Annotated in this window: 30 protein-coding genes; 15 read left to right on the top strand and 15 right to left on the bottom strand. The window is 56.7% G+C overall.

Annotation, left to right across the window (positions count from 1 at the left end; genetic code table 11):
* The first annotated feature begins 2 nt into the window (after positions 1–2).
* Positions 3–302, top strand: coding sequence for a flagellar protein FliT (locus AAY24_RS07800; protein WP_046859203.1), 300 nt, complete (start codon positions 3–5; stop codon positions 300–302).
* A gap of 96 nt (positions 303–398) precedes the next feature.
* Here the strand turns inward: AAY24_RS07800 and AAY24_RS07795 are convergent, their stop codons facing one another.
* Complete coding sequence (locus tag AAY24_RS07795; RefSeq protein ID WP_046859202.1) at positions 399–1,208, bottom strand: cytochrome C assembly family protein; 810 nt, start codon at positions 1,206–1,208, stop codon at positions 399–401.
* A gap of 197 nt (positions 1,209–1,405) precedes the next feature.
* On the opposite strand from AAY24_RS07795, the gene ffh reads away from it, so the two are divergent.
* The 6 genes from ffh to sbcB all read left to right on the top strand — a co-directional run bounded on the left by ffh (position 1,406) and on the right by sbcB (position 6,631).
* Complete coding sequence (gene ffh, locus AAY24_RS07790) at positions 1,406–2,803, top strand: signal recognition particle protein (protein ID WP_046859201.1); 1,398 nt, start codon at positions 1,406–1,408, stop codon at positions 2,801–2,803.
* Between the two features lie 256 nt (positions 2,804–3,059).
* A complete protein-coding gene (gene rpsP / locus AAY24_RS07785) occupies positions 3,060–3,311 on the top strand; it encodes a 30S ribosomal protein S16 (RefSeq protein WP_046859200.1) in 252 nt (83 codons plus the stop codon).
* Between the two features lie 61 nt (positions 3,312–3,372).
* On the top strand, positions 3,373–3,894 hold the full coding sequence (gene rimM, locus AAY24_RS07780; protein ID WP_046859199.1) for a ribosome maturation factor RimM: 522 nt from the start codon (positions 3,373–3,375) through the stop codon (positions 3,892–3,894).
* Between the two features lie 7 nt (positions 3,895–3,901).
* Entirely contained in the window at positions 3,902–4,645 is a 744-nt protein-coding gene (gene trmD, locus AAY24_RS07775; protein WP_046859198.1) for a tRNA (guanosine(37)-N1)-methyltransferase TrmD, read from the top strand.
* Between the two features lie 19 nt (positions 4,646–4,664).
* On the top strand, positions 4,665–5,009 hold the full coding sequence (rplS, locus tag AAY24_RS07770) for a 50S ribosomal protein L19 (protein ID WP_046859197.1): 345 nt from the start codon (positions 4,665–4,667) through the stop codon (positions 5,007–5,009).
* A gap of 185 nt (positions 5,010–5,194) precedes the next feature.
* Entirely contained in the window at positions 5,195–6,631 is a 1,437-nt protein-coding gene (gene sbcB, locus AAY24_RS07765; RefSeq protein ID WP_046859196.1) for an exodeoxyribonuclease I, read from the top strand.
* Positions 6,632–6,822: 191 nt separating this feature from the next.
* Here the strand turns inward: sbcB and AAY24_RS07760 are convergent, their stop codons facing one another.
* Together AAY24_RS07760 and AAY24_RS07755 are read right to left on the bottom strand one after the other, a co-directional pair.
* On the bottom strand, positions 6,823–7,107 hold the full coding sequence (locus AAY24_RS07760) for a hypothetical protein (protein ID WP_046859195.1): 285 nt from the start codon (positions 7,105–7,107) through the stop codon (positions 6,823–6,825).
* 121 nt (positions 7,108–7,228) lie between these two features.
* Positions 7,229–7,867, bottom strand: a complete 639-nt coding sequence (locus AAY24_RS07755) for an ankyrin repeat domain-containing protein (RefSeq protein ID WP_046859194.1) — start codon at positions 7,865–7,867, stop codon at positions 7,229–7,231.
* Positions 7,868–8,064: 197 nt separating this feature from the next.
* Between AAY24_RS07755 and AAY24_RS19150 the strand changes: the two genes are divergently transcribed.
* Complete coding sequence (locus tag AAY24_RS19150; RefSeq protein ID WP_199930529.1) at positions 8,065–8,307, top strand: hypothetical protein; 243 nt, start codon at positions 8,065–8,067, stop codon at positions 8,305–8,307.
* A 123-nt stretch (positions 8,308–8,430) separates the two neighbouring features.
* Here the strand turns inward: AAY24_RS19150 and AAY24_RS19145 are convergent, their stop codons facing one another.
* Positions 8,431–8,769: a hypothetical protein gene (locus AAY24_RS19145; RefSeq protein ID WP_199930528.1), complete on the bottom strand. Its 339-nt coding sequence runs from the start codon at positions 8,767–8,769 to the stop codon at positions 8,431–8,433.
* Between the two features lie 281 nt (positions 8,770–9,050).
* Between AAY24_RS19145 and AAY24_RS07740 the strand changes: the two genes are divergently transcribed.
* Positions 9,051–10,631: an inorganic phosphate transporter gene (locus tag AAY24_RS07740; RefSeq protein ID WP_046859191.1), complete on the top strand. Its 1,581-nt coding sequence runs from the start codon at positions 9,051–9,053 to the stop codon at positions 10,629–10,631.
* Positions 10,632–10,671: 40 nt separating this feature from the next.
* Here AAY24_RS07740 and AAY24_RS07735 read toward each other — a convergent pair whose 3' ends face one another.
* The 5 genes from AAY24_RS07735 to AAY24_RS07715 all read right to left on the bottom strand — a co-directional run bounded on the left by AAY24_RS07735 (position 10,672) and on the right by AAY24_RS07715 (position 13,502).
* Positions 10,672–11,241 (bottom strand): alginate O-acetyltransferase AlgX-related protein, encoded by a 570-nt coding sequence (locus AAY24_RS07735; protein ID WP_046859190.1) that lies wholly within the window; start codon positions 11,239–11,241, stop codon positions 10,672–10,674.
* 139 nt (positions 11,242–11,380) lie between these two features.
* Positions 11,381–11,935 (bottom strand): Tll0287-like domain-containing protein, encoded by a 555-nt coding sequence (locus AAY24_RS07730; RefSeq protein WP_052761133.1) that lies wholly within the window; start codon positions 11,933–11,935, stop codon positions 11,381–11,383.
* Between the two features lie 85 nt (positions 11,936–12,020).
* Positions 12,021–12,473, bottom strand: a complete 453-nt coding sequence (locus tag AAY24_RS07725; RefSeq protein WP_046859189.1) for a hypothetical protein — start codon at positions 12,471–12,473, stop codon at positions 12,021–12,023.
* 13 nt (positions 12,474–12,486) lie between these two features.
* Positions 12,487–12,975, bottom strand: a complete 489-nt coding sequence (locus AAY24_RS07720) for a thioredoxin family protein (protein WP_052761132.1) — start codon at positions 12,973–12,975, stop codon at positions 12,487–12,489.
* On the bottom strand, positions 12,972–13,502 hold the full coding sequence (locus AAY24_RS07715) for a hypothetical protein (RefSeq protein WP_046859188.1): 531 nt from the start codon (positions 13,500–13,502) through the stop codon (positions 12,972–12,974). The genes AAY24_RS07720 and AAY24_RS07715 overlap by 4 nt, the downstream gene beginning before the upstream one ends.
* A gap of 197 nt (positions 13,503–13,699) precedes the next feature.
* Here AAY24_RS07715 and AAY24_RS07710 point away from each other — a divergent pair, with 197 nt between their 5' ends.
* The 4 genes from AAY24_RS07710 (at position 13,700) to fliW (ending at position 17,706) form a co-directional block, all read left to right on the top strand.
* Entirely contained in the window at positions 13,700–13,960 is a 261-nt protein-coding gene (locus AAY24_RS07710) for a hypothetical protein (protein ID WP_046859187.1), read from the top strand.
* A gap of 179 nt (positions 13,961–14,139) precedes the next feature.
* Positions 14,140–14,904: a DUF2189 domain-containing protein gene (locus AAY24_RS07705; RefSeq protein WP_046859186.1), complete on the top strand. Its 765-nt coding sequence runs from the start codon at positions 14,140–14,142 to the stop codon at positions 14,902–14,904.
* A gap of 176 nt (positions 14,905–15,080) precedes the next feature.
* Positions 15,081–17,189: a type IV pilus assembly protein FimV gene (locus tag AAY24_RS07700; RefSeq protein ID WP_046859185.1), complete on the top strand. Its 2,109-nt coding sequence runs from the start codon at positions 15,081–15,083 to the stop codon at positions 17,187–17,189.
* An 82-nt stretch (positions 17,190–17,271) separates the two neighbouring features.
* Positions 17,272–17,706 (top strand): flagellar assembly protein FliW, encoded by a 435-nt coding sequence (gene fliW / locus AAY24_RS07695; RefSeq protein ID WP_046861120.1) that lies wholly within the window; start codon positions 17,272–17,274, stop codon positions 17,704–17,706.
* Positions 17,707–17,710: 4 nt separating this feature from the next.
* On the opposite strand, the gene AAY24_RS07690 is transcribed toward fliW, so the two are convergent.
* From AAY24_RS07690 to AAY24_RS07680, 3 genes are read right to left on the bottom strand one after another with little or no spacing between them, the layout of a single operon-like run.
* Positions 17,711–18,439, bottom strand: a complete 729-nt coding sequence (locus tag AAY24_RS07690; protein ID WP_046859184.1) for a UDP-2,3-diacylglucosamine diphosphatase — start codon at positions 18,437–18,439, stop codon at positions 17,711–17,713.
* A gap of 15 nt (positions 18,440–18,454) precedes the next feature.
* Positions 18,455–18,943, bottom strand: coding sequence for a peptidylprolyl isomerase (locus AAY24_RS07685; protein WP_046859183.1), 489 nt, complete (start codon positions 18,941–18,943; stop codon positions 18,455–18,457).
* A gap of 15 nt (positions 18,944–18,958) precedes the next feature.
* On the bottom strand, positions 18,959–19,531 hold the full coding sequence (locus tag AAY24_RS07680; RefSeq protein ID WP_046859182.1) for a peptidylprolyl isomerase: 573 nt from the start codon (positions 19,529–19,531) through the stop codon (positions 18,959–18,961).
* 227 nt (positions 19,532–19,758) lie between these two features.
* Here AAY24_RS07680 and cysS point away from each other — a divergent pair, with 227 nt between their 5' ends.
* Positions 19,759–21,141: a cysteine--tRNA ligase gene (gene cysS, locus AAY24_RS07675; protein WP_046859181.1), complete on the top strand. Its 1,383-nt coding sequence runs from the start codon at positions 19,759–19,761 to the stop codon at positions 21,139–21,141.
* Between the two features lie 165 nt (positions 21,142–21,306).
* Here cysS and AAY24_RS07670 read toward each other — a convergent pair whose 3' ends face one another.
* Both AAY24_RS07670 and ettA read right to left on the bottom strand, forming a co-directional pair.
* Positions 21,307–22,176 (bottom strand): ATP-binding protein, encoded by an 870-nt coding sequence (locus tag AAY24_RS07670; protein ID WP_046859180.1) that lies wholly within the window; start codon positions 22,174–22,176, stop codon positions 21,307–21,309.
* A gap of 179 nt (positions 22,177–22,355) precedes the next feature.
* The gene (gene ettA / locus AAY24_RS07665) at positions 22,356–24,023 is read right to left on the bottom strand and encodes an energy-dependent translational throttle protein EttA (RefSeq protein ID WP_046859179.1); all 1,668 of its coding nucleotides are present in this window, start codon (positions 24,021–24,023) and stop codon (positions 22,356–22,358) included.
* A 388-nt stretch (positions 24,024–24,411) separates the two neighbouring features.
* Between ettA and AAY24_RS07660 the strand changes: the two genes are divergently transcribed.
* The gene (locus AAY24_RS07660; protein ID WP_046859178.1) at positions 24,412–24,738 is read left to right on the top strand and encodes a hypothetical protein; all 327 of its coding nucleotides are present in this window, start codon (positions 24,412–24,414) and stop codon (positions 24,736–24,738) included.
* A gap of 51 nt (positions 24,739–24,789) precedes the next feature.
* On the opposite strand, the gene AAY24_RS07655 is transcribed toward AAY24_RS07660, so the two are convergent.
* Positions 24,790–26,199: a dihydrolipoyl dehydrogenase gene (locus AAY24_RS07655; RefSeq protein ID WP_052761358.1), complete on the bottom strand. Its 1,410-nt coding sequence runs from the start codon at positions 26,197–26,199 to the stop codon at positions 24,790–24,792.
* Between the last annotated feature and the right edge of the window lie 101 nt (positions 26,200–26,300).

Here is a 26,300-nt window from a genome sequence, read left to right as displayed (position 1 = left end):
GCGTGCTCGACCGGCTGGTTCAAATCAGTCAGGAGATGCTGGCGCTCGCCGGGCAGGGTGAATGGGCGCAGGTAACCGACCTGCAGCAACAACGTCAGCAGCTCATTGAACAGACTTTTCCGCTTGATCCCCAGGTTTCAGATAGTGTCAACGCAGCGGCGCAGATACAGTGCATTCTGGATCTGGATCGGCAGTTGACAGAGATGGCCCGGACACAGCAGAAGGAGATCGGACAGGCGCTGGGCAAGCTGAACCGGGGGCGGGTCGCTACCCGGGCCTACCAGGATACCTCCCGCCGCTGATCGGCGCCGGGATTACAAGCCTCACCACGGGCATCGCCCAGCAGCGGTTTAATCTCCATTGCCCCTGCCGACCGGTAGGGATAGGGCCTGATTCGATCAGGCTTTGATCAGTATCTCCAGTACGAATTTGCTGCCGAAATAGGCCAGCATCAGCACTACAAATCCGGACAGGGTCCAGTTCAGTGCCTTCTGGCCGCGCCAGCCCGAACGATGGCGTCCCCACAGCAGTGTGCCGAATACCATCCAGGCGGCAATCGAGAGTATGGTCTTGTGAACCAGGTGCTGGGCGAACAGATCCTCCAGGAAGATAAACCCGCTCAGCAACGCCACTGTCAGCAGAATGAACCCCAGCCAGATCATCTCGAACAGCAGGGCTTCCATGGTCTGCAGGGGGGGCAGGGCGCGGATGAATCCGCCAGGATGGCGGTGCCGCAGGTGGTAATCCTGAATCGCCAGCAGAATGGCCTGAACACTGGCTATGGCCAGCAGGCTATAGGCCAGCAGGGAGATCAGTACATGGACCCGGAGTTCCCAGGATGAACTGGCCGCCAGCAGGTGTTCCGCCGGAAAGTGCATATCCAGCGCGATGGTCAGGGCGGCCATCGGCATCAGCACAATGCCGAGGTTCTCCACTGGCTTGGTGAGGGCTGAAAGCATCAGCAGCAGCAGGGTGGTCCAGGCGATCAGGGAGGAGGCGCCAAAGAAACTGAAATTCAGGCCGCCTTCCCGGATCACGCTTTGATACAGCAGGTAACCGTGCAGGATCACCCCGGCGATTCCGAGCGCGATGCCAAGATGGCGTAAAGAGGGACTTCCCATGCGCTCTGAAAAGAGCCGGAAGGCGATAAATATCCCGCCGGCGAGGTAACAAGCGATGGCTAGAAAGGCGACGATAGTCTGGTTCATATGGGGCGTGATAATCGCATATTTCTGCTTCTCCTGACTAGTCCGAACAGTACATTGCGGGCGGCCCCCCATATCTGTTCGGATGTGGCGCTTTAGCCTGAAGCGGAGGATCGGGTGGATCGCTGTGATGAGTGGCACCAACAGCGTCGTTTCCATATATAATACGGCAAATTCATGGCGAGAGGCTGAGTTATAGCATGTTTGACAATCTGACAGAGCGGTTGGGCGGCGTTCTCAACAAGCTGCGCGGCCAGGGTCGGCTGACCGAGGATAATATCAAGGAGACCATGCGGGAGATCCGCATGGCGCTGCTGGAGGCGGATGTCGCCCTGCCGGTGGTCCGGGAGTTCGTCGAGCAGGTTAAAGAGAAGGCGTTGGGCGAGGAGGTGATGAAGAGCCTCACCCCGGGGCAGGTGCTGATCAAGATTGTCAACGACGAACTGGTCAGGGTCATGGGGGATGCCAATGAGCAGCTCAACCTGGCCGCCCAACCGCCGGCGGTGATACTGATGGCCGGTCTGCAGGGTTCCGGTAAGACCACCAGTGTGGCCAAACTGGCGCGCTGGCTGAAGCAGAGTCAGAAGAAATCGGTGATGGTGGTCAGTTGTGATATCTACCGACCTGCTGCCATTGACCAGCTCAAGACCCTGGCTGGCGAAGTGGAAGCGGAATTTTTCCCCAGCACCACCCTGCAGAAACCCCTCGCGATTGCCAAGGCGGCGCTGGACCAGGCGCGTAAACAGTTCGTCGATGTGCTGATCGTCGATACCGCAGGCCGACTCCACGTGGATGAGGCGCTGATGGATGAGATCCGGGAACTGCATGCCGGTATCAAGCCTGTCGAAACCCTGTTTGTGGTTGACAGCATGACCGGTCAGGACGCCGCCAATACCGCCAAGGCGTTTGATGATGCGCTACCGCTGACTGGTGTGATTCTGACCAAGACCGATGGTGATGCCCGGGGTGGTGCGGCGCTCTCCATCCGTCAGATCACCGGCAAGCCGATCAAATTCCTCGGCGTTGGTGAGAAAACCACCGCGCTGGAGCCCTTTTACCCGGACCGGATGGCCTCCCGGATCCTCGGTATGGGGGATGTGCTCTCCCTGGTGGAAGAGGTTCAGGGCAAGGTGGACCAGGCCAAGGCGGAAAAACTGGCCAACAAGCTGCACAAGGGACAGGGCTTCGATCTGGAGGACTTCCGTGACCAGATGGAGCAGATGTCCAACATGGGCGGGCTCAATTCATTGATGGACAAACTCCCCGGAATGGGCAATATCCCGGACCATGTTAAGAACCAGGTGAATGACAAGGAGATAGTCCGGTCGATCGCCATTATCAACTCCATGACACCCCAGGAGCGACGCTTCCCGAACCTGATCAAGGGGTCGCGCAAACGCCGGATAGCCCTCGGCTCCGGGACCCAGGTGCAGGAGGTGAATAAAATGCTCAAGCAGTATGCCCAGATGCAGAAGATGATGAAGAAGATGAAGGGTAAGGGCATGGCCAAGATGATGCGGGGTCTGAAGTCCAAACTGGGGCCCGGTGGGGGTATGCCGCCGGGTGGCATGCCTCCCGGAGGTGGCTTGCCCTTCTAGCCCGTCATCTCCTCCATTGCCGATATTGGTCCAGTTGCCTGGCCAAGAGGAGGAAATCCAGTCGGGCGGGAAATGCGCCCGGTCCGGAGTCGGTGGATGGATTTTATACAGCGCTGAAAGAGTTACAGCGCCAATAACGTTTTGGCGGATAAAAACACTTCACTTTTTGCCCGAAACGGGTAGAATGCCCCGTTTCACTCCGGCCAGTTTGGTTGGCCGGTGGTGCGTGGCAGATTTTTAATTTTAAGGGTTGGACATGGTAACAATTCGTCTTGCACGGACCGGCGCAAAAAAGCGGCCGTTCTATCACATCGTAGTGACCGATAGCAGAAATCCCCGCGATGGTAAGTACATCGAGCGACTCGGTTTTTTTAATCCGATAGCAACCGGTGGTGAGGAGCGTCTGCGTTTGGATCAGGCGCGGGTCAGCCATTGGGTATCCAAGGGTGCGCAGCCGACTGATCGCGTTGCCCAACTGGTTAAGGAAGCAGCCAAGGCCGCAGCCTGATTTGGTTGCGGAGCCCGTGGATGTATCCAGAGGCTGAACAGTTCCTTGGCCGGGTGTCGCAATGAGCCGCCCGGCGGAACCGGAACGGGTTGACTGGACTATCCTGGGACGGGTTTCCGGTCTGTTTGGTGTGCGTGGATGGGTGAAGGTCTATTCACACACCGCGCCGAAAGAGAACATTCTCCACTATCCTACCTGGCATCTGTTTCAGGCAGGGCAGTGGCAGACGTATAAGCTGGTACAGGGAAAAATCCACGGGAAAGGGATTATTGCCGCGTTGGAAGGTATTTCCGACCGGGATCAGGCAGCCTTGCTGAACGGCGCCGAGATTGCGGTACCGCGGGGTAGTTTGCCGGAGATCCCGGCTGATGAGTACTACTGGTGTGACCTGGAAGGGAAGCGGGTCATTAACCTGGAAGGTGTTGAACTGGGACGGGTGGATCACCTGTTTGAGACCGGTGCCAATGATGTCATGGTGGTTAAGGGCGAAAAAGAGCGCTTGCTCCCATTCGTCGAACAGGTCATCAAAGAGGTTGATCTGGAGGGTGACCTGATCACCGTCGATTGGGATCCGGATTTTTGAGGCGACCATGCGCTTTGACGTGGTGACCCTGTTCCCTGAGATGTTCAGGGCCATGATTGGCGCAGGGGTAACCGGACGTGCGGTGGATCGCGGTCAGGTCAGCCTGGGGTTATGGAATCCTCGGGATTACACCCACGATGTGCATAGTACAGTGGATGACCGGCCCTATGGCGGCGGTCCCGGTATGGTGATGAAGATCGAGCCGCTGCGGGACGCCATTGAACAGGCCAGAGAAGTTGCGCCGGAGTCGACAGTGGTCTACCTGTCCCCGCAGGGGCGCCGGTTTGACCAGGCTGCAGCGACCCGGATGGCCGGACGGAGCGGTATGATCCTGATCGCCGGGCGCTACGAAGGGATCGATGAGCGGCTGATCAACCGCTATGTGGATGAAGAGTGGTCTATCGGCGACTATGTGCTGAGTGGTGGTGAGCTGCCGGCCCTGGTAGTGATGGATGCGGTGATCAGGTTGATCCCCGGGGTACTGGGCGACAGTGATTCGGCGGAACAGGATTCGTTCACTGATGGTCTGCTGGATTACCCGCACTACACGCGGCCCGAAGTTTTCGAAGGGGATTCCGTACCTCCAGTGCTGGTGGGCGGTAACCATGAGTTGATTCGCCGCTGGCGATTGCAGCAGTCATTGGGCAGGACATGGCTGAGGCGACCGGATCTTCTGGAGGGGCGTGTGCTCACCCAGGAAGAAGAATTTTTACTAAACGAGTTTATCCAGGCGCATACGAGCGCTGATTGAAATACAGGAGCATACGACCGTGAGCAATATCATTCAGGAACTTGAAGCCGAACAGATGAACCGAGAGGTTCCCGATTTTGGTGCCGGTGACACCGTGGTCGTTCAGGTGAAGGTTGTCGAAGGTAACCGCGAGCGTCTGCAGGCCTTTGAAGGCGTGGTCATCGCCAAAAAGAATCGTGGATTGAACTCGTCATTCACCGTGCGCAAACTCTCCCATGGTGAAGGGGTTGAGCGTGTGTTCCAGACCTACAGCCCTTCAGTTGCCGAGATTCAGGTAAAACGTCGTGGTGACGTGCGTCGCGCAAAACTCTACTACCTGCGTGGACGTACCGGTAAGGCTGCACGTATCAGAGAGAAGATCTAGCATCTGCCGGATCTTGCCCTGTAGTCAAACACCCCGCTTCGGCGGGGTGTTTTTTAGCCGTTTTTAAGCACTCGAGAAGTGGGCGTACAACAAGGCCTGATCGCCGGTGCAGTAGTTGCCTCTTCCCGGTAAAGCCGCCAAGATAGTGCGGCAAAGGCGCAGACGGGAAACGGGTAGGGAACGCGATGTCGCTCAGCTTTTATTGGCACGATTATGAGACCTGGGGGGCTGATCCGCGCAGGGATCGGGCTGCCCAGTTTGCCGGTGTCCGGACCGATGAGTCGCTGAACATCATCGGCAAGCCACTGGTCAGTTATTGCAAGCCGGCGGATGATTTTCTGCCACAACCGGAAGCCTGTCTGGTTACCGGCCTGACTCCTCAGCAGGCGCTGGAAGAGGGGGTGGTCGAGGCCGAATTCTTCCGTCTGATTCACCATGAAATGGCCCGGCCTGGTACCTGCGGAGTGGGTTACAACAGCGTCCGGTTTGACGACGAGTTCACCCGCTTCGGCTTTTTTCGCAACTTTTTCGATCCCTATGCCCGCGAGTGGCAGCATGGTAACTCCCGCTGGGACATCATCGACATGGTTCGGCTTACCCACGCCCTGCGCCCGGAAGGTATCGTTTGGCCCAAACGGGAGGATGGTTCCACCAGTTTCCGGCTGGAAGAGTTGTCCGTGGCCAACGATATTGCCCACGAAGCGGCCCATGATGCCCTGTCCGATGTCTATGCCACCATTGCGCTGGCCCGTCTGATCCGCCAGCAGCAGCCGCGCCTGTTTGACTATCTGCTGAATCTGAGAAACAAACGCAAGGTGGCGGAGCTGCTCAATCTCCGTACCCGGCAGCCGGTACTGCATGTCTCATCCATGTATCCGGCGACCCGTGGTTGTATTGCCATGGTGGTGCCGCTGGCCAAACACCCCACCAATCCAAATGGGGTGATCGTCTACGATCTGGGAACCGACCCCGGGCCCCTGATCGAGCTGTCGGTGGAGCAGATTCGGTTGCGTCTGTTCACACCGAGGGATGAGTTGCCCGAAGGGGTAGAGCGGGTTCCCCTGAAGACAGTCCATCTCAATAAATGTCCGGTGGTGGTTCCCATGAACACCTTGACCGATGAGGCGGCAGAGCGCTGGGGTATCGACCCGGCGATTGGTCAGCGTAATCTGCAACAGCTGAACCAGGTGGCAGACCTGGCTGAGAAGATCCAGGCGGTTCATACTGGCCGGGACTTCGGCCCGGTGACCGATCCTGATCAGAGTCTCTATGCAGGTGAGTTTTTCAGCGCGGATGATCGAAAGCGTATGGACCAGGTATTGACCGCCAGTCCGGAAGCGCTGGCCGATATGAGCCTGGCATTTGATGACGTGCGTCTGCCGGAGATGCTGTTCCGCTACCGGGCGCGTAACTGGCCGGAGACGCTCACTGTATCCGAGCGCGAGCGTTGGCAGGAGTACCGTATGGATCGCCTGACTGATCCGGAAGCGGGTGCGAGTATTACCCTATCGGAGTATCGCCGGCAACTGGCGCGTCTGATGGTCGACCCATCGATCGACAGCGATGGCAAGCGGGTATTGTCCGAGTTGGCGGACTGGCCATCCATGATTGGATTGGACTGATTAGTGCGTAGCCCCAACGGCGGGTAGGGTGGCTTCAGGCCCCCCAAGGCAGAGTTGACGAGGCGCTATGGAAACGTGAAGCCCGTGGTGGACAGGAAATAGTGCCGGGATTGGTGTCCCCCGTCCTGTCCGGACGAGGGGCACCCATTTGAATGGTCTGTTACGCGGCGGTGGTGTTGTCGGCGGCTTGATTACTCCTTGGTCCACTTGCTCAAGGCTTCGATTATCGCTTCCGCCTGCGCCTTGCTGGAGATGTTGAACTTGGATTTGGGGATATATTCGCCATTACGCTTCTGGTAGCGGCGGATACTGTATTTGTCTGCGCTGTATTCATCCTTTGAGCGGTTCCACTCCTGGTAACGGAACATGACCGTCGACCAGGCACCCTTGGAGAGCACCACTTTGTCCAGTTCCTTGACGACGTCGATACCGTCTTCTGAATAGTTAATCGTGAGTTCTTCAACGGTCGATGCCATGTTGCTGAATCCTGTGATTGGGGCCGCTCTGGGCCATTTGTGGTAACTGAATATGTAGACGCGGAACTTATCAGATGTAAGGCGCCACGTCACGATTGGGCGCCGGGTTTTAATGGCCGGCTTACTGTGCGCCGTTGCGTTCCAGCAGGCGGATGATATTGTCGTCACCACGCTCCAGGGCGATAGCGAGCGGGCGCTGACCGCTGTTGTCGGGCAGGTTGACGTCAGCACCGTTCTCGATCAGGTGCTTGACCAGCACCCGGTTGCCACTGCTGACCGCAACTATCAGTGGTGTCTTTCCCTGTTCATCCTGGTGGTTGATATTGGCACCCCGTTTGATCAGTAACGGAATCACATCCCGATCCTGTTCGCCGGCCTCCACCATCAGGTCGAGCAGGTCATCCGGATCCTGCTTGGCGCCCTGTTTGATCAGGTAGTCTGCTATCTGGGCCCGTCCGGAAAGAATGGCCCTGCCCACCGGGGTGATACCCTGCTTATCCGGCATATTGATATCGGCCCCTTTTTCCGTCAGCAGTTTCACTACGATATAGCTCCCCTGGCGAACGGCCACATGGAGCGGCGTCTCTCCATCGATATTGAACTGGTTGATATCACTGCCCCAGATGATATGGCGCTCAATCTGGTTGATGTCATCCCGTTCTACGGCAAGATTGAGCGGGATGCTTGGTTTGTCCGGTTCCCCGCAAGCCGCCAGCAGAAGTAGCAGGGTGGTTATTACCAAGAGGTTCAATCTGTTCATGATAGTCTGGTTATCCGGTTTCTCGTTCGAATGATAGCGCCATTACCGGGCTCATGCTAAGGTACGCGCCCATGTTCCTGAAACTTCTTCTGACCGCACTGGTGATTGCCGGAGCGTTGCTGACACTAAGAATGCGCCGTCAAAAGCAGTATACGGCATCGGCGCCTCTGCTCAATGCTTCGCCGGATCGCCGGCCCATGGTTAAATTCTTGGCTGCTGGAGTAGTGGCGCTGATGTTGGCTGGTGCCGCGCTCTATCTCTATCACCAGTGGAGTGATGCCTACCAGGTCGTGACGGTCCGGGTGATTGATACCCGCAGTGATCGGACCACCTCCTACCAGGTCTACAAAGGCGATATTGATGGGCGCACGTTTGTGACTACGGATGGTAGAACCGTGTCTCTCGCCGAGGTGGAACGACTTGAAGTCGGGGCTCAATAACATCCCTCCCCTGTATTGCTGAATTCTAACGCGCCTCAGATGCCCCGGCCAGTGGTGAGTTGGTCAACGGCCCAACCGCCGGTCTGGGACCGGATGCGCCGCGGTTTCACTGTCGCTGCGCAGTCAGGCTGCAGATGTATCCAGTAGGGTGGTGGTGCTGCCGCTCTCCAGCAGGCCATGACTTTTCAGCGCCTCAGCACCGGCACTTTCGATCTGAGCCTTGATCTGTACAACCAGGTCCCTGGCTTCTGCCAGTGAGTTGATAGTGCCGCCATTCCTGGTCGGAGTGGTCTCCCGGTTGCTCAGGAGACTGGCGTTGCTCAGCTCCACGCTGTCATCGGTTGGACGGGTGACTGATCGGCCTGCAGCGCTATTTTCCTCACCTGAAGAACGTTTGCTGGCAGCAGCAGGTCGATCGCTGTTTTGCGGCAGTATTTTGTCGTTTGATATAGGGCTGACCACGATTTCTCTCCAGGTCCAGTCAAATAACTGGCGTTAGATGTTGGTTTGACATATCTGTCCTATAGTTAAGCAAATCACGGGCCAGAATTCCATTCAATTCGCTCGAAATGGCCGGGCAATCTCTTCGCACAGATCAATTTCTACGCCGATTTATCTGCTTTTTCTGGGACTTTTAAATGACAAAAATGTTACAGTGCGGGCTCAAATTTCGGGGTGGCATGTTCCGTGTCCGACTGGCGATCCGCATGCCGGGATCTCAATAAAATTTACACTGACTTTTTATGGAACTGCAGAATATAAGTGAGCTGGAAAAAGCGACCAGCAAAGGCAGGCGGGAGCTGTTTCGCATCGGTATAGCGCTGCTGTTTATCGTGGGTATCATGCTATTCACGGTCATGCGCGGCGGTATGGATACGCCAGGACATGTGATGATGATGGTAGCCGCCGTGATCGGCGGTTACATGGCGATGAATATTGGCGCCAATGATGTGGCCAATAACGTGGGGCCAGCCGTAGGTTCAAAGGCCCTGACCCTGGGTGGCGCGATTATTATCGCTGCGGTATTCGAGGCCTCCGGTGCCCTGATCGCCGGCGGTGATGTGGTCAGTACCATCAAGAAGGGGATTATCGATCCCTCCCTGATTAATAATACGGACACCTTTATCTGGCTGATGATGGCGGCACTGCTGGCCGGAGCGCTGTGGCTGAATCTGGCTACCGTGCTGGGGGCGCCGGTGTCCACCACCCACTCTATCGTTGGTGGTGTGCTTGGTGCCGGTGTTGCTGCCGGCGGTATTGGTATCGCCAATTGGGACAGGATGGGGGCGATCGCCGCCAGTTGGGTGATCTCGCCGGTCATGGGGGGGATCATTGCAGCTGCTTTTCTATTGCTGATAAAGCGCACCATCACCTACCAGCAGGATATGATTGCGGCGGCCAAGCGAATGGTGCCATTGTTGGTGGGGCTGATGACCTGGGCCTTTACCACCTATATCGTTCTCAAGGGCTTCAAACGAATCTGGAAAGTCGAGTTTGGCAGCGCGGTAATTATCGGGCTGGTCATCGGGTTGTTGGTGTTGGGTCTGGTCCGTCCCATCGTAGCCCGGTTGGCCGATCGGCTGCCCAACGAAAAGCAGAGTATCAACAAGCTGTTCACCCTGCCACTGATCTTCGCTGCAGCCCTGTTGAGTTTTGCCCATGGGGCCAACGACGTGGCCAATGCGGTTGGGCCGCTGGCTGCTATCAATGATGCGATCATCCACGGCGGCATTGCGCAAACGGCCACCATCCCGCTCTGGGTCATGATGGTGGGTGCGCTGGGTATTGCCGTGGGACTGGCGCTGTATGGACCGAAGCTGATCAAGACGGTGGGTAGCGAGATCACCGAGCTGGATAAAATGCGCGCCTTCTGTATTGCCATGGCGGCGGCTGTCACGGTGATTTTTGCGACGCAACTGGGATTGCCGGTGAGCTCTACCCATATCGCCGTGGGAGGTATTTTTGGCGTTGGATTCCTGCGGGAATTCATCAAGACCAGCTATGCGAAGATGGTCGAAGAGATAAAACGACACCATCAGGACGATGACCCGGAAGCCATCGAGGCTTACCTGATGGAGTTTAAAAAAGCCACTTTGTCGAAAAAGGGTAGCATGCTCCGGGAGCTGAAACGGCAGGCCAAGACGGAAGAGGATGCTCCCCTGACCAAGAAAGAGCGCAAGGGGCTGCGCAAGGTGTACCGCCATGAGCTGGTGAAACGTTCAGCCCTGCTGAAGATTGCGGCCGCCTGGGTTATAACCGTCCCGGTCTCGGGCGTGATGGCGGCACTACTCTATTTCATGATCCGGGGAATGATGCTGCCCTGAGTGGAGAGTATCCGATTGGTTTGCTGGATTGGCCGGCAGTTCAGTTTTTATCATCCATGATCGATAGTTGACTGATATCCGGCAGTGGCGCCGGCTCCTTTCTGATCTGGTACTCCTCCAGTGAACCACTGTTGGCCGGAGCCAGTTCCAGGTAACTGGTGTCGATAGGTTCCGCCTCGGGCGGCGGCGTCTCATCCAGCAGGGTGCCCGGGGTAGCCAGGGACAACCGGCTGGTATCCGGCACTGGGGCGGGTTCGATTTTTGGCGCGCAATCTATCAGGCTGCCGGTATTGGGTGGCAGCAGTGTCATTCCACCAGAGGCGGCGCCCTGTGTGCTGGAGGTGGCTGGGGCGGTTTTTTTCGCTCCTGCCGTCGAGCCTGTGGTTTGGATGTCAACCAGTGCACCGGCGTTCCTGAAGGCGACCCGGTACTTGATAGCGGTCTCCTGGTCTACACCACCTTTCACCTTCACCGGGTTCCCGGCAAACAGGAGTTCCAGCTGTTCGCTCTCCATGCCGAAGATTTTGGCGAGATTCCGCTTCACTTCAGCGGGATCGACGCCATCCAGTATTTTGCCGGAAAAAAAGATATCGTAGCTTTGGATTGCCATTTTGCCGAGTTTCCTCTGCTGGTTGTGCAAATATCCCTGTATGAATGGTGAGTATAACCCCAGCCGGGTTGAAATCGCATAGAGTGAAATGAGGAGCCACCCAGGGGCTTGGTGCCCCTGAGTGGGTTTGGGGTGGGTATCAGAGCGGTTTGCTCAGGGTAAAGGCGCCACGGATATCTCCTTCACTGAATCCCCTTGCTTTATCGTTCGGATAGAGCTCATCCAGTTTTGCCTCGACTTCAGGTGCCAAGGTGGAACCGTGGCACTTCAGGCAGGCTTCCTGGGTAGGAATAGCTTTCATGTAGCGAAAGCGCTTTTTACCGTCCTGCTCAATAACCTCGGAGTATTCCAGCTTCTGTGGATCGGTACCAGCGGCCTTTTGTGCCTCAAACTGTTCCAGTACTTTAAGTTCCCATTGGTCAGGCGCATTGGCTTCTGAACGAAGTTTCAGGCTGGTTCTGCCCACTTCCCAGTGGGATGCGGCAGCTACATCAGCTGCAATGCCCGGGGCGCTGAGATTGCAGAATTTGATTGCATGGACGGGTCCACCCTCTTTCATGGCACCGACCAGTTGTCCTTTGAGGGTTGATCCAAACTCCTTGACCAGGCCACGGGCTTCCGTATCCAGTTCGCCGGCCGTGGCGACTCCCGACAGGGTGGTGGCAAGTAGTGTCACGATCAAATGCTTGTGCATGGTTATATCTCCCTAACAATTATCAGTTTTATATGATGTCCGCGGGTATTGTTGGCGCGGACGTTAGCTGGTATCAGCCAGATAGTCAGTATTGGCGGCTTTCTATCACCTGGTAACCCAGGCTCTCTTTCCAGCCCCAGGAGTAGGCACGAAGATTGTTCCGTGCGTTGTTTTCCGCCTGCGCTGGCGACTGTGTGCTGAAGCCGCAGCCGTAACTGGTGCGCTCCCTGCCGGTATAGGTTTGGTATTGGGTTTTGATAATGACCATCCAGCCATGTGCATCACTACTGCTTGATTGGGGGAACAGATCTTCATATCCCCTTGTCCTTAATGCCTGTTTGGCGCGGTTAATGGCATCGGTTGCCGAAGGTTCTCCCAGTACCCATTCAATGGCAATGGAGTCCCCCAGCTTTTTCGCAATGACACAGGCGGAACCCGATCCCGTTGTATCCGTTACCGTGGTTTGGCTGTGGGACGCCTGGACAGGGCAGAGCAAGGTGAAGAGCAGGATGCGAATACTGTTCGCTATGCACTTCATCTCTTTTTACAGTTCACTGTCCAGACTGGTTAACAGCCCGGATGGCTGCCTGTACTGACTGGTCGACATAGAAGTAGTACATATCCGGTGTCTGCATGCCCACCATCTGCTCGATCACTTCTTTGCCTTCTCCGCTGAGGAACAGCAGGGTCGGGGTGACTGCCACGTTATATTCATAGGCGAACTTGGAGTTATCCTTTTCCACACCCTTGAAATCGATGAGGGTTTCGGCCCTGTCGATAGCTATTTCACGAATTAGAAGTGTGTCTTTATAGTCGCCACTAAGTATCATCGGAGCGATCACTTCACGTTTGATCTGCATGCAGTAGCTGCAGTGATCCTGCGATATCAGCAACAGTATGGCCCGGTTCTCTTCCAGCGCCTTTTTTCCATCGCTGCTCAGGTCAGTGGCTGTTGTGATCGAGACTGGAAGGGCGTTTGTCTCTTCTGCCAGCAGGGACGAAGAGATCAGGAGCAGCAGGCTGGGGAGTAGATATTTCATAATCGTGTCAGTTTTCTCTTTAGTTCGGTCATTGCCCGGTATTCGTCAATCGGAACCCCGGCATCCTTGAAATTAAACGCATCCGGATAGCCGCTGGCCAAACGTGCTTTCGATTCGGCATCGAGGAGCCAGCGATCACTCCACTGTTTTAATCCGGGCTGCTGGTTCCGGGGTAACTTGGGCAATGCCTGATCCAGCAGTTGATCGAATCCATTCCGGGATACCGACTGATGGATCATGGCCAGGCCCGTCCGGTCCCTGTCTGCCAATGCGATTAAAAGTTTGTCCGCATATTCGCTTAATAGTTCGGCGCGGGTCTGCTCGGCGTACCGTTGAATAGTGTCCACAACCTGGTTGAACAGCTCGGAGTACTTGTCGGTTGTTGTGTGCCGGACAATAAACCCTTCCAGTGCGATCAGCGCCGAATGCTTGCGACTGGTATTGGCGCTGCCAGCACAGATTTCAGCGCAGTACTGGTCGATCTGTCGGGTCGAGATCTGCAGAGTCATCTGTTTGTCAGTTGCCATGGTTCGCCGGATTATCTGAATCTATAGGGCCCAGGTACATCAGTTCAAAATAAACTAATCTTCTGATCATTGGCAAGATAATTCCGCTTTCAGCCCATCGGGAAAAGGTGTGCCGGGTGATTGTGGCAATAGCATTGGTCAGCTAACGGCTAATAGCGTAACCTGCATTTAAAATCGGGTTTTTCTGGAGGTGGCAGGTGAAACAAACGCGAATGTCGCAAAAAATATCTTTCTTTGTGGCGATTGTCTCTTATTGTGCCGCCATTTGCTGTCTGTTGGCCTCAATATATTACTTCGGTGAGTTGGGCCGGGATCATCCGGTAGTGGCCAGTTTTGCGGCAGCAGTTGTGTTCTTTATTGGTGTCGGCATCGTTTTGCATGTGATTGGACGTGTCGATATTCCGGATCTGCGTATTAAGTCAGGTCCGCTTAATGCCGATAAGTCTGATATTAATTAGCCGGTTCTCCCCGGTTTTCTGGCCGGTTTATCGTCAGCTGTGCCAGAGGGGGTGAAACTACCGGTTCTTTTGTCGATGAACCGCTGGATTGTCGGGTTATATCCTGACAGGCCGGGGTTGTTGCAGGAGTGTGATGAATTGAACTGAGCCTGGATCGGGTTAGGGGAGTAGGAGTTTCGATGAGTGCCAATATCATGCGGGAAAAGATGATGTTTATGGTTACCTGGGAGTGGCTGTCACGCGGTTGGCAACTCTTTAAGCAGGCGGCACTTCTAAATATTACCTATGCTGCACTTTTTTTACTGATTGGCCTGGCAGTGGGTACAGTGTTGCTGCACCAGGGCTTCAGTATCGTCTATTTTATCGCTGCGGGTGGATTTCTGATCGTGGTGCCTGGCCTGGTCGCGGTCTATTATCATCTGGCAGAAGTGATTCAGCGTGGCGATAAGCCCGGTTTTGCAGATATTCTGGATGGAGTCCGGGAGTGCCCGCTCGCCATTATGGTGCTGGGTCTGGTATCACTGGTGATCTATCTGATCTGGATTACCGATGCGCTAATCATCTATAGCGTCTATTTCGACTTTGTACCCACTTCTCTGACCGCATTCGGGACCGACCCGGCGTTGCGTGCCGATGTGGCGGCATTTCTGGTATTTGTCAGCCTACTGGGTTTTGTGCTCAGCTTTATCACTTTCTGCATCACCGTGTTTTCCATCCCTTACGCTGTGCAGAAACAGTGCGGATTGGTGGATGCTGTTTCGTTCAGTGTCAAAACCGTTACCCGGCACTCCCGCTTGATGTTTTTCTGGGCTGCAGTTCTGGGGGGCTTGACCTTCTTTACCGTACTGTTTGCCTTGCCGCTGTTGCTGGTGGTGCTGCCGATACTCGCCTATGCCAACTATGCCACCTACAACGACATGCTACGGCTGATGGAATCAAAATAATAATGAGACGAAGGTAAAGAAGTGGGCCATGTTGCCGATTTATATATGGATTTAAGTGACGTCGTTAACTTATTGTTTTATATTGGCGCGAATGTATTGTTTTCACGCGATCGTCCGGGGCGGGACCATTGCTGCATCAACCGGGAAATGGATTTGGCTGAAATCCCACTAAAATAATGTTCAGAAAATCACATGTACTACTTCTGCTGCTGATGCCGTCGGCTTCGGTATTTGCCTTGGGATTGGGTGGTGTCCGGGTCGAGTCGGCCCTTAATGAACCCCTGAACGCCAGGGTGGAACTGATATCGGTTGATCAGACGGCTGTCGAGGATATCCGGGTCAAGCTGGCCGGACCCGAGATTTTCAATCGGGCCGGCGTGGCCAGGCCCTATCTGCTCTCCAAATTACGTTTCAAACCGGTCATTCCGGAGCACGGCTCGCCCTATATTCAGGTGAGTACGCGGGATGCCGTGCGGGAACCGTTTCTCGATTTCCTGCTTGAGGTCAGTTGGCCCCAGGGTAACCTGGTGCGGGAGTTCACCATCCTGTTGGACCCCCCGACTTACCGGCCACCCAGGACCGAATCGGTTGCGACTCAACCGGTACAGTCACCCGCACCAGAGGCAGACTCAGCGGCCGTAACGACCACCTATGGACCGGTTCAGCGCAGTGAGACCTTGTGGGTGATCGCCGGTAAGGTGTTTTCAGATGCCGGGATCTCTCGCAACCGGGCCATGATCGGACTACTGCGGGCCAATCCCGATGCGTTCCGGCAGGGTAATATCAATTTCTTGAAAAAGGGGGCGTTGCTGCGCATTCCGACGCCTGAAGAGATCGCTGCGATCAGTGAAGCGGGGGCGCGGGTCGCAATCAAGGAGCAGATGGCTGCCTGGCGTAAGGGGCGCGCCACGGCCGCCGCCCCTTCACCCGCTCCCATGGATAGGAAACCAGATCCCCGGCCTGTCCAGTCGGAAGTGGTAGCGGATCCGACCGGGACCCAGGCTACAGTGGTGGCAGATGGAGATTCACAAGCCGCGCAGCCGCCGGCACCGGGAGAGGCAGAGCAGGAGATGAGCGCCAGTGAGCGTAAGCAGCTTCGGGTGGTGGAACCGGAGGAAAACTGGCAACTGGGGGAGAAGGGCGAAGCGAAGTATCCCGCTCGTGAGAGTGACAAGCTACGGGAGGCGATCAAGGATTCGGAGCAGGAACTGGTTGCCGTCCAGGAGATCAACAAAGATATCACGGAGCTGCGGGCCGCCCTGGAATCCAAGGTAGAGGCCCTCAGAAAGGCATTGGAAGAGAAGGATGCCGAGTTGGAAAAACTGCGTCAGCAGATAGCCCAGACCGGTGTCACGCCACAAACGGGCACTGGCGACGCCGCCATGGTCCCTGCCGAACCCACTCCGCCCGGCAATGTATCGACCAGCGCTCCAGTTACCAAACAGCCGACTGATTCAGCGGGCTGGAAGGACGAGTACTGGATGATACTGATGGGGGCGGTGATCGCCGTCCTGCTGCTTCTGCTTCTGTTGAGCAATCGCGGACGGAAACGACAGGAGGCGTATCGGGGACCGAAACTGTTTGAGCATTCAGACGATCCGGTCGACGCCTCGTCAGATAAGTTGGAAACCTCACTGGATGATGCGGTTGAACAGGCTGAAGCGCCCATGTCCAAGGTGGCCACCCCTTCGCAGTCGATGGAACAGAAAACGGAGACTTCGCCAGGCAAGAGTCACGATATCGGCTCGATCCTGATGGAGGCGGACATCTACCTGGCCTATCGTCGTTATAGCCAGGCCGAGGCGCTGGTTCAGGAAGCGATGGAGGAGAATCCCGACAGTTTCGAGTTGAAGGCCAAACTGCTGGAAATCTATGCGTTCAGGCGTGACAAGCAATCCTTCTCCCGTTATCTGGATCGGGTCTATCCGGTTTTGATGACCCAGGCGCCGGAACTGTGGGAGAAGGTGATCGATATGGGTCAGCCTCTCGTGCCGGATCATCCCGCCTGGAGTGGTGGAGAGGGAGAAGATACCATCGAGATGACCCTGCCACCGGAGAGAGCCGACATGGGGGAGGATTTGTTCGCGGAAGGTTCTCCGTCCGGGCAGAGCCCGTTTGATCTCGATGTGGATCTGGATGAACTGGATATCCCCACGGAAAAGGTCGATCCGTCCATATTTGACGAACTGAATGGTCGGCCAGTTGAACCGGTGGAAGACGAGATTCCATCCATTGACCTGGATCTCGATTACGAAAATCCGAAAGACCCGGACCAGGGTAAATAGCAAAAGGTTCTCGCACGCCTGATCAGGCAGAAGGATGATCGGCGACAACGGAGATGATTTAACTGAAAGTGTTGGAGTGGTTGTGAAGATAGAGAGTACGGAGTCAGAAAACCGGATTGGTGGTGCCGATACCCCGATCATTTTCCCCCAAGGCATCCCCGGTTTCGAAGATGACCGCGCTTTCCGGCTTTTCCACCAGCAGGCTGATGCGTTGGTGGGCTACCTGGAGTCGGTCGACAACCCGGATCTGGTCTTGTCGGTGCTGGCGCCGGAAAGCCTGAACATATTTTATGAGTTCACCCTGAGCGATGAGGAGCAGGCTCTGCTGGAGCTGGAACGCCCCGAAGATGTGGTGTTGCTGGTGGTGGCTTATCGTCAGGAAAGGGGTGACAACCGACCGGGTGGAGCAGTCAATGCCAGCTTTATGGCGCCGTTGGTGATCAATGCCGAACGGCGGCTGGGTCTGCAGAAGTTGCTCTACAATGCCGAACGCCGGATCACCATCCAGGCAAGTTAGGGGGTTAGGTAAAGGGACACTGTTCGATTATCCCGTTTGCCTTGATAGACAGATAGGAGGCGGCCTGTTCATGCCAGTCCTCCAGCACATAGCGCTGGGCCGTCGCCCCGTCCAGTTGAAACTCATGTAATGCCGGACGGTGGGTATGCCCGTGTATGAGGCGGGTTACCCCGTGTTTCAGCATGTAACGTTCCACGGTCTGCTGGTTGACATCCATGATGTCGGCCGATTTCAGTGAAGTCACTTCTCCGCTGCGCCGTCGATACTCGGCGGCCAGCTGAACCCGCTCCTCAATTGGCCGGGCGATAAAGTCCGCAATAAACGCCGGGCTGCGCATCAGTTGGCGCGCCTGTTGATACTCCAGGTCATCGCTGCAGAGCAGATCTCCATGCATCAGGAGAGTCTGCTGTCCGCCCAATTCCACTACAAACGGGTCGGGGAGCAGTTGGCAGCCGGTGGCCCGGGCAAAATCTTCACCCAGCAGAAAATCCCGATTGCCATGCATTATATACAGACTGCCACCATGGTCGGTGAAGCGGCGTAATGCGGTGATCACTTCCGGGGCCGGCGGCAGGTTGTTGTCGTCGCCTATCCAGGCGTCGAACAGATCCCCCAGAATATACAGAGCACTGTCACCGTGGGCTTGCTCCTGCAGAAAACGCAGGAACAGGGTCACGGTGGCAGGTCGGTGGTGTGACAGATGGAGATCGGAAATGATCAGAGACTGACTCATGGTTAATGGGGTTGCCTAATCGCTGATAACAGCCTCTTCAATGATCAGGTCTTCCACCGGCACATCCTGATGGCCCATTTTGGTGGTGGTATCCACGTTTTTCATCTTGTTGACTACGTCCATGCCTTCAACCACTTTGCCAAAGACACAGTATCCCCAGCCGTCCTGGCCAGGATAGTCGAGAAATTTATTGTCCGCCACATTGATGAAAAACTGGGCCGAGGCGGAGTGCGGGTCCATGGTACGTGCCATGGCGATCGAGCCGGTCACGTTACTGAGACCGTTTTTGGCCTCGTTCTCAATCGGGGCGCGGGTGCCTTTCTCTTTCATACCGACTTCAAAGCCGCCGCCCTGGATCATGAAGTTATTGATCACGCGGTGGAAAATGGTGCCGTTATAAAAGCCGTCTTTGACATATTGGATAAAATTTGCGCTGGTGATCGGAGCTTTCTCTTCGTCCAGTTCGATGACGATGTCTCCGTGATTTGTCTTAAGCGTAATCATGAGTGACTTCCTGTATTAGTTTGTTATACGGGTGATGTTTTCAATAATGACCGGCTCGATAGGCACGTTCTGCATGCCCATGCGGGTGGTGGTCATTACATCGGCAATTTTATCAACCGTTTCCATTCCCCGGGTGACCCGGCCAAATACCGCGTAACCCCATCCATCGAAGCTTGGATAGTCGAGATTATCGTTGTCCGTATGATTGATAAAAAACTGGGATGTTGCGGAGTGGGGCGCATTGGTTCTGGCCATGGCGATGGTACCGCGACTGTTAGACAGGCCGTTATTGGCTTCATTCTGGATCGCCTCGTGGCCCCGTTTGCGGTCCAGATCGGGGGTGAATCCACCACCCTGGATCATAAAGCCATTGATGACCCGGTGAAAAATGGTGCCGTTGTAGAAGCCTTCATCCACATAGCGAAGAAAATTCTTGACCGTGCCGGGTGCCTTGTCGCTATCCAGTTCCAGTTCGATCTCTCCCAGGCTGGTTTGCATCAGCACCCGTTCGGTGGCCGCACTGGCCTGGCCAGTGATAGCGAACGTGGTGATAACAGCGAGCAGTAGAGAAAAAAGGCGTCTGTTCATTGTAAATACTCTCTTATGGTTTGATTCAGACTGAATCGTATGTCAGTGCATAATCGTCTAATCATAAAGGTTAGTGGCTCCGGGAAAAAGCCCCGGTTGGTCCCGGTGTCCACATCCCCCTTTGTTGCGGGAATGCTTTCGTTTACTATGCGCGCTCAGGGGTTGGTAGTTGGGTGCTGTTCGGCACTGGCCCCGGTTAAATTTACAGATGATCCGCCGGAGTAGTTATGCTGAAGATCTACAACGACCTTACCAACCAGAAACAGGCATTTGAGCCGCTGGAACCAGGCAAAGTCAGGATGTATGTCTGTGGCATGACTGTCTATGATCTTTGTCATCTGGGGCACGCCCGGGTGATGGTGGTGTTTGATGTGGTGTATCGCTACCTCAAGTCCCTGGGCTACGAGGTCACCTATATCCGGAACATTACCGATATCGATGACAAAATCATCAATCGGGCCAACGAAAACGGTGAGCCCTACAGTGATCTGACAGCACGCTTCATCCAGGCCATGCATGAGGATTCCGCCGCGTTGGGGGTTCTGCTGCCCGACAGTGAACCACGGGCCACTGCCCATATTGCTGAGATCATCGACATGATCGAACGGTTGGTGGCCAACGGTCACGCCTACCAGGCCGACAATGGCGATGTCTATTACGCGGTCAGCAGTTTTGCTGATTATGGCAAGTTGTCGGGCAAGACGCTGGAAGATCTGCAGGCGGGTGCCCGGGTCGACGTGGATGACCAGAAACGCAACCCGCTGGACTTCGTGCTGTGGAAGTCCGCCAAGCCGGGGGAGCCGGCCTGGGACTCTCCCTGGGGGGCGGGACGGCCCGGTTGGCATATCGAGTGTTCCGCCATGTCCACCTGCTGCCTGGGGGATACCTTTGACATCCACGGCGGTGGCGCCGATCTCACCTTCCCGCATCACGAAAACGAGATTGCCCAGTCCGAGGGTGCGACCGGCAAACCCTTCGTTAACTACTGGATGCATAACGGTTTTGTCCGTATCAATGATGAGAAGATGTCCAAGTCCCTGGGTAACTTCTTCACGGTACGGGAGATTCTGGCCCGTTATCAGGCAGAGGAGGTACGCTACTTTATCCTCACCAGTCATTATCGCAGTCCCCTCAATTACGATGAGGAGCACCTGGACAACGCCCGCGGCGCCCTGACCCGGTTCTATACCGCCATGCGCGGTCTGCCGATGACCGGCCCGACTGGCGGCGAGGCCTATTTCGAGCGTTTTCAAGCGGCCATGGATGATGACTTCAACACCCCGGAGGCTCTGGCGGTGCTGTTTGACCTGGTGCGGGAGATTAATAGGTTGCGTTCGACAGATGTGCAGCAGGCCGCGGGCCTGGCGGCGGAACTGCGCCGTTTGGGCGGCATACTGGGTATCCTGCAGGCTGATCCGGAACAGTATCTGCGGGGCGGCGATGCGGACACCGGGCTGAGTGACGAACAGATTGAGAACCTGATTGAGCAACGCCAGGTGGCCAAGTCGGAAAAAAACTGGGCTGAGGCCGACCGGATACGGGATGAACTCAAGGAGCGGGGTGTGGTGCTTGAAGATAGCCCGCAGGGGACCACCTGGCGCCGGGGTTAGTGATTCAACCGGGTGCTCATCACCTCGATCGTTGCTGAAGCCCGGAATGCATTGACCCGTCCCGGCCGGTCGTTGCCATGACTATCCTGTGTTCGCCACCGCGTTTTTTTCGGGCGGGTAGAAAAATCTGCCCACCCTCCCGGGCTTGGGGATAGTCCGCCGGGCCTATTCGGTGGGGCGTTCCTCTGGTCGGCGTCCCGCCCAGTCCCGGGCAAACTGCAGTGCCACCCGCCCGCTGCGGGATCCCCGCTTCAGGGCGAAGCGCAGCGCTTCCAGCCGTGTCGCCTCATCGGCGCTACTCTTTTCAGCCCCAAGTTCCGCCAGCCAGTGATCCACGATCGACAGATACTGATCCTGGGTGAAGGGGTAGAAAGAGAGCCAGAGGCCAAACCGCTCTGACAGGGAGATTTTCTCCTCGACGCTCTCATTCTGGTGAATCTCCCCCTCCACCACATGCACATCCTGATTCTCTGACTTGAACTCCGGCAACAGATGGCGGCGGTTGGAGGTGGCGTAGATCAACACGTTTTCCGGCGGGGCGGAGATGGAGCCATCCAGCACAGCCTTGAGTGACTTATAGCTGGCATCATCCGCCTCGAAGGAGAGATCGTCACAGTAGATCAGAAACCGTTCCGGTCGGTCCTGCACCAGTTCAACGATGGAGGTCAGATCGATCAGGTCGTGCCGCTCCACCTCGATCAGGCGCAGCCCCTGGTCGGCAAACTCGTTCAGCAGCGCCTTGATCAGGGATGACTTACCGGTTCCCCGGGAGCCCCAGAGCAGGGCGTTGTTGGCGCTGCGTCCCTCGACAAACTGGCGCGTGTTGCGGGTGATCTCCGCCTTGGCCTGGTCAGCACAGAGAATATCGTCCAGTCGTACCTTGTGGGGTCGGCTTATGGACTGGAGACCTTTGTCCCGCTGCCAGCGAAAGGCGATGCAGTCCCAATCCGGTTCCTGGCTGCGGGGTGAGAAGACCTCTTCCAGTCGTTCGATCAGTTGTTGGGCCCGTTCAAGCAGTTGTTCAGTCTGGTTCATGGGTTTGCCTGTGAAAAATTTGGGGACGATGTCACAGAGGACACACCGGTTCAGTTCATCACCCTGATGTAGTGTGGTTCCCCGGCGGGGCCGGTTCGGTGCCGAAGGTGCAGACCTCAAGACCGGGGATGGGGCGAGCTGTGGCCCCGTCCCCGGTTAAACAGTGGTCACGCCCGGGTTCAGCGGTTCAACGGTTTGTATTTGATCCGGTGTGGCTGGTCTGCATCGGCGCCCAATCGCCGTTTTCGGTCGATCTCATAGTCGGCGTAGTTACCTTCGAACCAGGTCACGGTGGAGTCCCCTTCGAATGCCAGGATATGGGTGGCGATACGGTCCAGGAACCAGCGGTCATGGGAGATGACCACCACGCAGCCCGGGAAGGTGAGCAGGGCTTCTTCCAGTGCCCGCAGGGTCTCCACGTCCAGATCGTTGGTGGGTTCGTCCAGCAGCAGTACGTTGCCGCCCTGCTGCAGGGTCTTGGCCAGATGGACCCGGTTGCGCTCGCCGCCGGAGAGATCGCCGATACGTTTCTGTTGATCGGTACCCTTGAAGTTGAAGCGACTTGCGTAGGCGCGGGAGTTCAGCTCGTAACGGCCGATGGTGATGATGTCCGCTCCACCTGAGAGCTCCTCCCAGACGGTCTTGTTGTCGTCCAGCTGCTCCCGGGACTGCTCCACGGAGGAGATCTTTACCGTGTCACCGATCCGCAGTTCGCCGCTGTCTGGCTTCTCCTGTCCCGTAAGCAGGCGGAACAGGGTGGTCTTACCGGCGCCGTTGGGGCCGATGATGCCGACAATGCCACCCTTGGGCAGGTTGAAAGAGAGATCGCTGTAGAGCAGTTTGTCGCCGAATGCCTTGCTCAGTCCCTTGGCCTCGATCACCAGGTCACCCAGGCGATCACCCGGCGGGATGTAGATCTCGTTGGTCTCGTTGCGTTTCTGGAACTCCTGGCTCTGCAATTCATCGAAACGCTGCAGACGCGCCTTGCTCTTGGCGTGGCGCCCCTTTGGATTGGAGCGCACCCACTCCAGCTCATGTTTCATGCTCTTGATACGGGCGGCTTCCTGTTTCTGTTCCATCTCCAGGCGCTGCTCTTTCTGCTCCAGCCAGGAGCTGTAGTTGCCCTCCCAGGGGATGCCGTGGCCGCGATCCAGCTCCAGAATCCAGCCGGCTACGTTGTCCAGGAAATAACGATCGTGGGTGACCGCCACCACAGTACCGGGGTAGTCGTGCAGGAAGCGCTCCAGCCAGGCTACCGACTCCGCATCCAGGTGGTTGGTCGGTTCGTCCAGCAGCAGCATGTCCGGCTTGGAGAGCAGCAGTCTGCACAGTGCTACGCGGCGCCGTTCACCACCGGAAAGCTTGGTTACATCCGCATCCCAGGGCGGCAGGCGCAGGGCATCGGCGGCGATCTCCAGGGTGCGCTCCATATTGTGACCGTCTTTGGCGTTGATCAGGTCTTCCAGCTTGGCCTGCTTGCTGGCCAGGGCATCAAAGTCGGCGTCCGGTTCCGCATAGGCGGCGTAGACCTTGTCCAGTTCGGCCAGGGCCTCCACCACGTCACTCATGGCCTCTTCCACGTTGCCGCGCACGTCCTTATCCGGGTCAAGCTGCGGCTCCTGGGGCAGGTAGCCGACGTGGATACCGGGCTGGGGCCGGGCTTCACCCTCGATGTCGGTGTCGATGCCCGCCATGATGCGCAGCAGGGTCGATTTACCGGCGCCATTCAGACCCAAAACCCCGATTTTGGCGCCCGGGAAAAAGGAGAGGGAGATATCACGGAGAATTTCCCGTTTCGGCGGCACGACCTTGCCGACGCGATTCATTGTATAGATATACTGAGCCATAATGTTTTGTCTTTAAGCGTTATCGAGAGCGTTTGAAATGCCGGTGAGTGTAGAGGTGTTTTGCCGGTAGCGGCAAGCCGTTTTCCCGGATAAATGAACGGCGCCTATTGTGGCATATTTACCCGCATCCCTCATCTGCCTGTCGGTGTGAACAGCCGCCGGTCGGCAGCTATGGACGGCGGCAGTGGTGGAATGGGGTCTCCAGGCGCCACCTCCTGCTGGCCTCATCAATACCCGTCACTATGGTGACCCAACCGGCACCTACTGGCTTATAATGCCCCCTTAACGATGCGCCCAGCCCCGCTGTGTTGGATCAGTGCGGCGGGGATCAACTTATAACTAAGCGAAGATTCCAATTATGCTTCAGCAGATCAGGATTACAGGGCTGATGCTCCTCTTGGGAGGCAGTCTGGCGGGTTGTTCAGGCCATCCCGGAGCGGGCAACTGGACAAGTGACGGCACGACGACCGGGCCCTTTTCCAAGTTGACCGTCCATTATGAAGGCCGTGCGGAACTGTTCGATGCCGGGAGCGGGGCGGAGAGTCATCACTGCTTTTGGGGCGCGAAAAGCGCCGATGAGGTTCAGCTCGACTGCACCACTCCCGAGGATACCGAGACCCGTATCCGGTTTGTGCTGTGGGTGGATGAAGCGGGTGCCGGCCATCTGCTGAAGGACGACAGGGAGATCGGCCGGTTCAAACGGACTCCGCAGTGACCGGTTGGTTGGTCACGCCCGGGGGACATCCCTTTCCCCCGGCCTGATCAATCAATCGATCATTTTCAGTTCGGTGATTGGACCACTGTTCTTGGTCTCCACCTTGGCATAGAGATCATACAGCGCGGCCTGCAGGGCCTCTTCTATCACCGGGTGATAGAACGGCATCTGCAGCAACTGTCCCACGGTCAGCTCCTGTTCAATGCACCAGGCCAGCAGATGGGCCAGATTCTCACCCTTGGCGCAGATCATCTCGGCGCCCAACAGTTTGCCACTGACCTTGTCGGCGTAGACCCGGATGACACCCTTGTTTTTACCCATGATCAGGGCGCGTCCCACCGGGGCCATGTTGACTTCACCGACGGCGGTCTGGGCGTAGTCCAGCTCGGACCAGCGTTTGCCCACATGGCAGATGTTCGGGTCGACGAAGTTGATCGCCAGGGGCGTCTTGCGTTTAAACGCCTGGATCTGATCGCTGCTGGCGTTGTGGCCGGCAATCCGGCCCTCATCCCCCGCCTCATGCAGCAGGGGGCGCTCGGCGTTCACATCGCCGGCCAGGAAGATGTGACTGTCGCCGATCTGCATGGTGTTGGGGTTGTAGGCGGGGATGGCATGGACGCCCAGGTCGATGCCGGCGTTTTCGATCTGCAGATTGTCCAGGTTGGGGCGCCGTCCCAGGCTGGCCAACACCTTGTCCACCACCACGGAGTGTTCGCCGGCGGTGACGCGCAGCTTGTCACCCTCTTCAGTGATCTCCGCAGGGTGGCCGAGATGGAGCGGGAAATCACGTCCGATGATCTCGATAGCCGCCTTGGCCACCGCCGGATCATCCAGTCCGCCGATGGTCTCCAGCTGGTCAAAGCCGGTGGTCTCCACCCCCAGCCGAGCCATCGACTGGCCGATCTCCAGCCCGATAACCCCCAGGCCGATCACCGCCAGTGACTCCGGCAGCTGTTCCTGTTCAAACAGGGTGTCGGTGGTGAGAATCCGGTCGCCGAAGGCCTGCCAGGGCTTGGGGATCACCGGGCGGGAACCGGTAGCGATAATGATCTTGTCGGCCCGTACCCGTTTGCCGTTTACCTCCAGCAGATGGGGCTCGATAAACCTGGCATAACCCTCCAGGAATACTTCGTCACTCATCTGGGCGGTACTGTTACTGATGACCCGGTCGACAAAGTTGTCCCGCAGATCCTGCACATGGCCCAACGCCTCTTCACCATCCAGGGTGAGGGATTTGTGACCCTCTACGCCGTAGCGACCGAGGATGCCGCAGCGGTGATAATCTTCGGCGATCTGGATCAGCACCTTTGACGGCATACAGCCGACCCGGGCGCAGGTGGTTCCCTGTTCGCCACCGTTGATCAATACAAAACTTTTCCCGGAGGCCTTGACCCGGCCCAGGGCATAGAGTCCGGCGCTGCCGGAGCCGATTATGGCGATATCTACATTCTTCTCTTCCACTGTCATACGCTCCCGATATTCGACTGACGGGTCTCTGCCCGGGTGATCGTTGGCCCTATTGTAAACGTTACCGGGGGGAATCAAAGCCTTTTGAATTGCGT

The sequence above is a fragment of the Sedimenticola thiotaurini genome (assembly GCF_001007875.1).
Taxonomy (GTDB): Bacteria; Pseudomonadota; Gammaproteobacteria; order Chromatiales; family Chromatiaceae; genus Sedimenticola; species Sedimenticola thiotaurini.
This window is presented reverse-complemented; position numbering and strand designations above follow the sequence as displayed.

Bases quoted from the DNA above. Each gene is read 5' to 3' on its own strand.
- rimM (WP_046859199.1), top strand. From the start codon at position 3,373: ATGAGCCGCCCGGCGGAACCGGAACGGGTTGACTGGACTATCCTGGGA.
- AAY24_RS07730 (WP_052761133.1), bottom strand. From the start codon at position 11,935: ATGCACAAGCATTTGATCGTGACACTACTTGCCACCACCCTGTCGGGA.
- AAY24_RS07725 (WP_046859189.1), bottom strand. From the start codon at position 12,473: ATGAAGTGCATAGCGAACAGTATTCGCATCCTGCTCTTCACCTTGCTC.
- AAY24_RS07660 (WP_046859178.1), top strand. From the start codon at position 24,412: ATGCTCCTCTTGGGAGGCAGTCTGGCGGGTTGTTCAGGCCATCCCGGA.
- AAY24_RS07755 (WP_046859194.1), bottom strand. From the start codon at position 7,867: ATGAACAGATTGAACCTCTTGGTAATAACCACCCTGCTACTTCTGCTG.
- AAY24_RS07685 (WP_046859183.1), bottom strand. From the start codon at position 18,943: ATGATTACGCTTAAGACAAATCACGGAGACATCGTCATCGAACTGGAC.
- ffh (WP_046859201.1), top strand. From the start codon at position 1,406: ATGTTTGACAATCTGACAGAGCGGTTGGGCGGCGTTCTCAACAAGCTG.
- AAY24_RS07740 (WP_046859191.1), top strand. From the start codon at position 9,051: ATGGAACTGCAGAATATAAGTGAGCTGGAAAAAGCGACCAGCAAAGGC.
- AAY24_RS07680 (WP_046859182.1), bottom strand. From the start codon at position 19,531: ATGAACAGACGCCTTTTTTCTCTACTGCTCGCTGTTATCACCACGTTC.
- AAY24_RS07700 (WP_046859185.1), top strand. From the start codon at position 15,081: ATGTTCAGAAAATCACATGTACTACTTCTGCTGCTGATGCCGTCGGCT.
- AAY24_RS07670 (WP_046859180.1), bottom strand. From the start codon at position 22,176: ATGAACCAGACTGAACAACTGCTTGAACGGGCCCAACAACTGATCGAA.
- ettA (WP_046859179.1), bottom strand. From the start codon at position 24,023: ATGGCTCAGTATATCTATACAATGAATCGCGTCGGCAAGGTCGTGCCG.
- AAY24_RS07705 (WP_046859186.1), top strand. From the start codon at position 14,140: ATGAGTGCCAATATCATGCGGGAAAAGATGATGTTTATGGTTACCTGG.
- AAY24_RS07735 (WP_046859190.1), bottom strand. From the start codon at position 11,241: ATGGCAATCCAAAGCTACGATATCTTTTTTTCCGGCAAAATACTGGAT.
- trmD (WP_046859198.1), top strand. From the start codon at position 3,902: ATGCGCTTTGACGTGGTGACCCTGTTCCCTGAGATGTTCAGGGCCATG.
- AAY24_RS07795 (WP_046859202.1), bottom strand. From the start codon at position 1,208: ATGAACCAGACTATCGTCGCCTTTCTAGCCATCGCTTGTTACCTCGCC.
- AAY24_RS07715 (WP_046859188.1), bottom strand. From the start codon at position 13,502: ATGGCAACTGACAAACAGATGACTCTGCAGATCTCGACCCGACAGATC.
- rpsP (WP_046859200.1), top strand. From the start codon at position 3,060: ATGGTAACAATTCGTCTTGCACGGACCGGCGCAAAAAAGCGGCCGTTC.
- sbcB (WP_046859196.1), top strand. From the start codon at position 5,195: ATGTCGCTCAGCTTTTATTGGCACGATTATGAGACCTGGGGGGCTGAT.
- cysS (WP_046859181.1), top strand. From the start codon at position 19,759: ATGCTGAAGATCTACAACGACCTTACCAACCAGAAACAGGCATTTGAG.
- AAY24_RS07760 (WP_046859195.1), bottom strand. From the start codon at position 7,107: ATGGCATCGACCGTTGAAGAACTCACGATTAACTATTCAGAAGACGGT.
- AAY24_RS19150 (WP_199930529.1), top strand. From the start codon at position 8,065: ATGGTTAAATTCTTGGCTGCTGGAGTAGTGGCGCTGATGTTGGCTGGT.
- AAY24_RS07720 (WP_052761132.1), bottom strand. From the start codon at position 12,975: ATGAAATATCTACTCCCCAGCCTGCTGCTCCTGATCTCTTCGTCCCTG.
- AAY24_RS07690 (WP_046859184.1), bottom strand. From the start codon at position 18,439: ATGAGTCAGTCTCTGATCATTTCCGATCTCCATCTGTCACACCACCGA.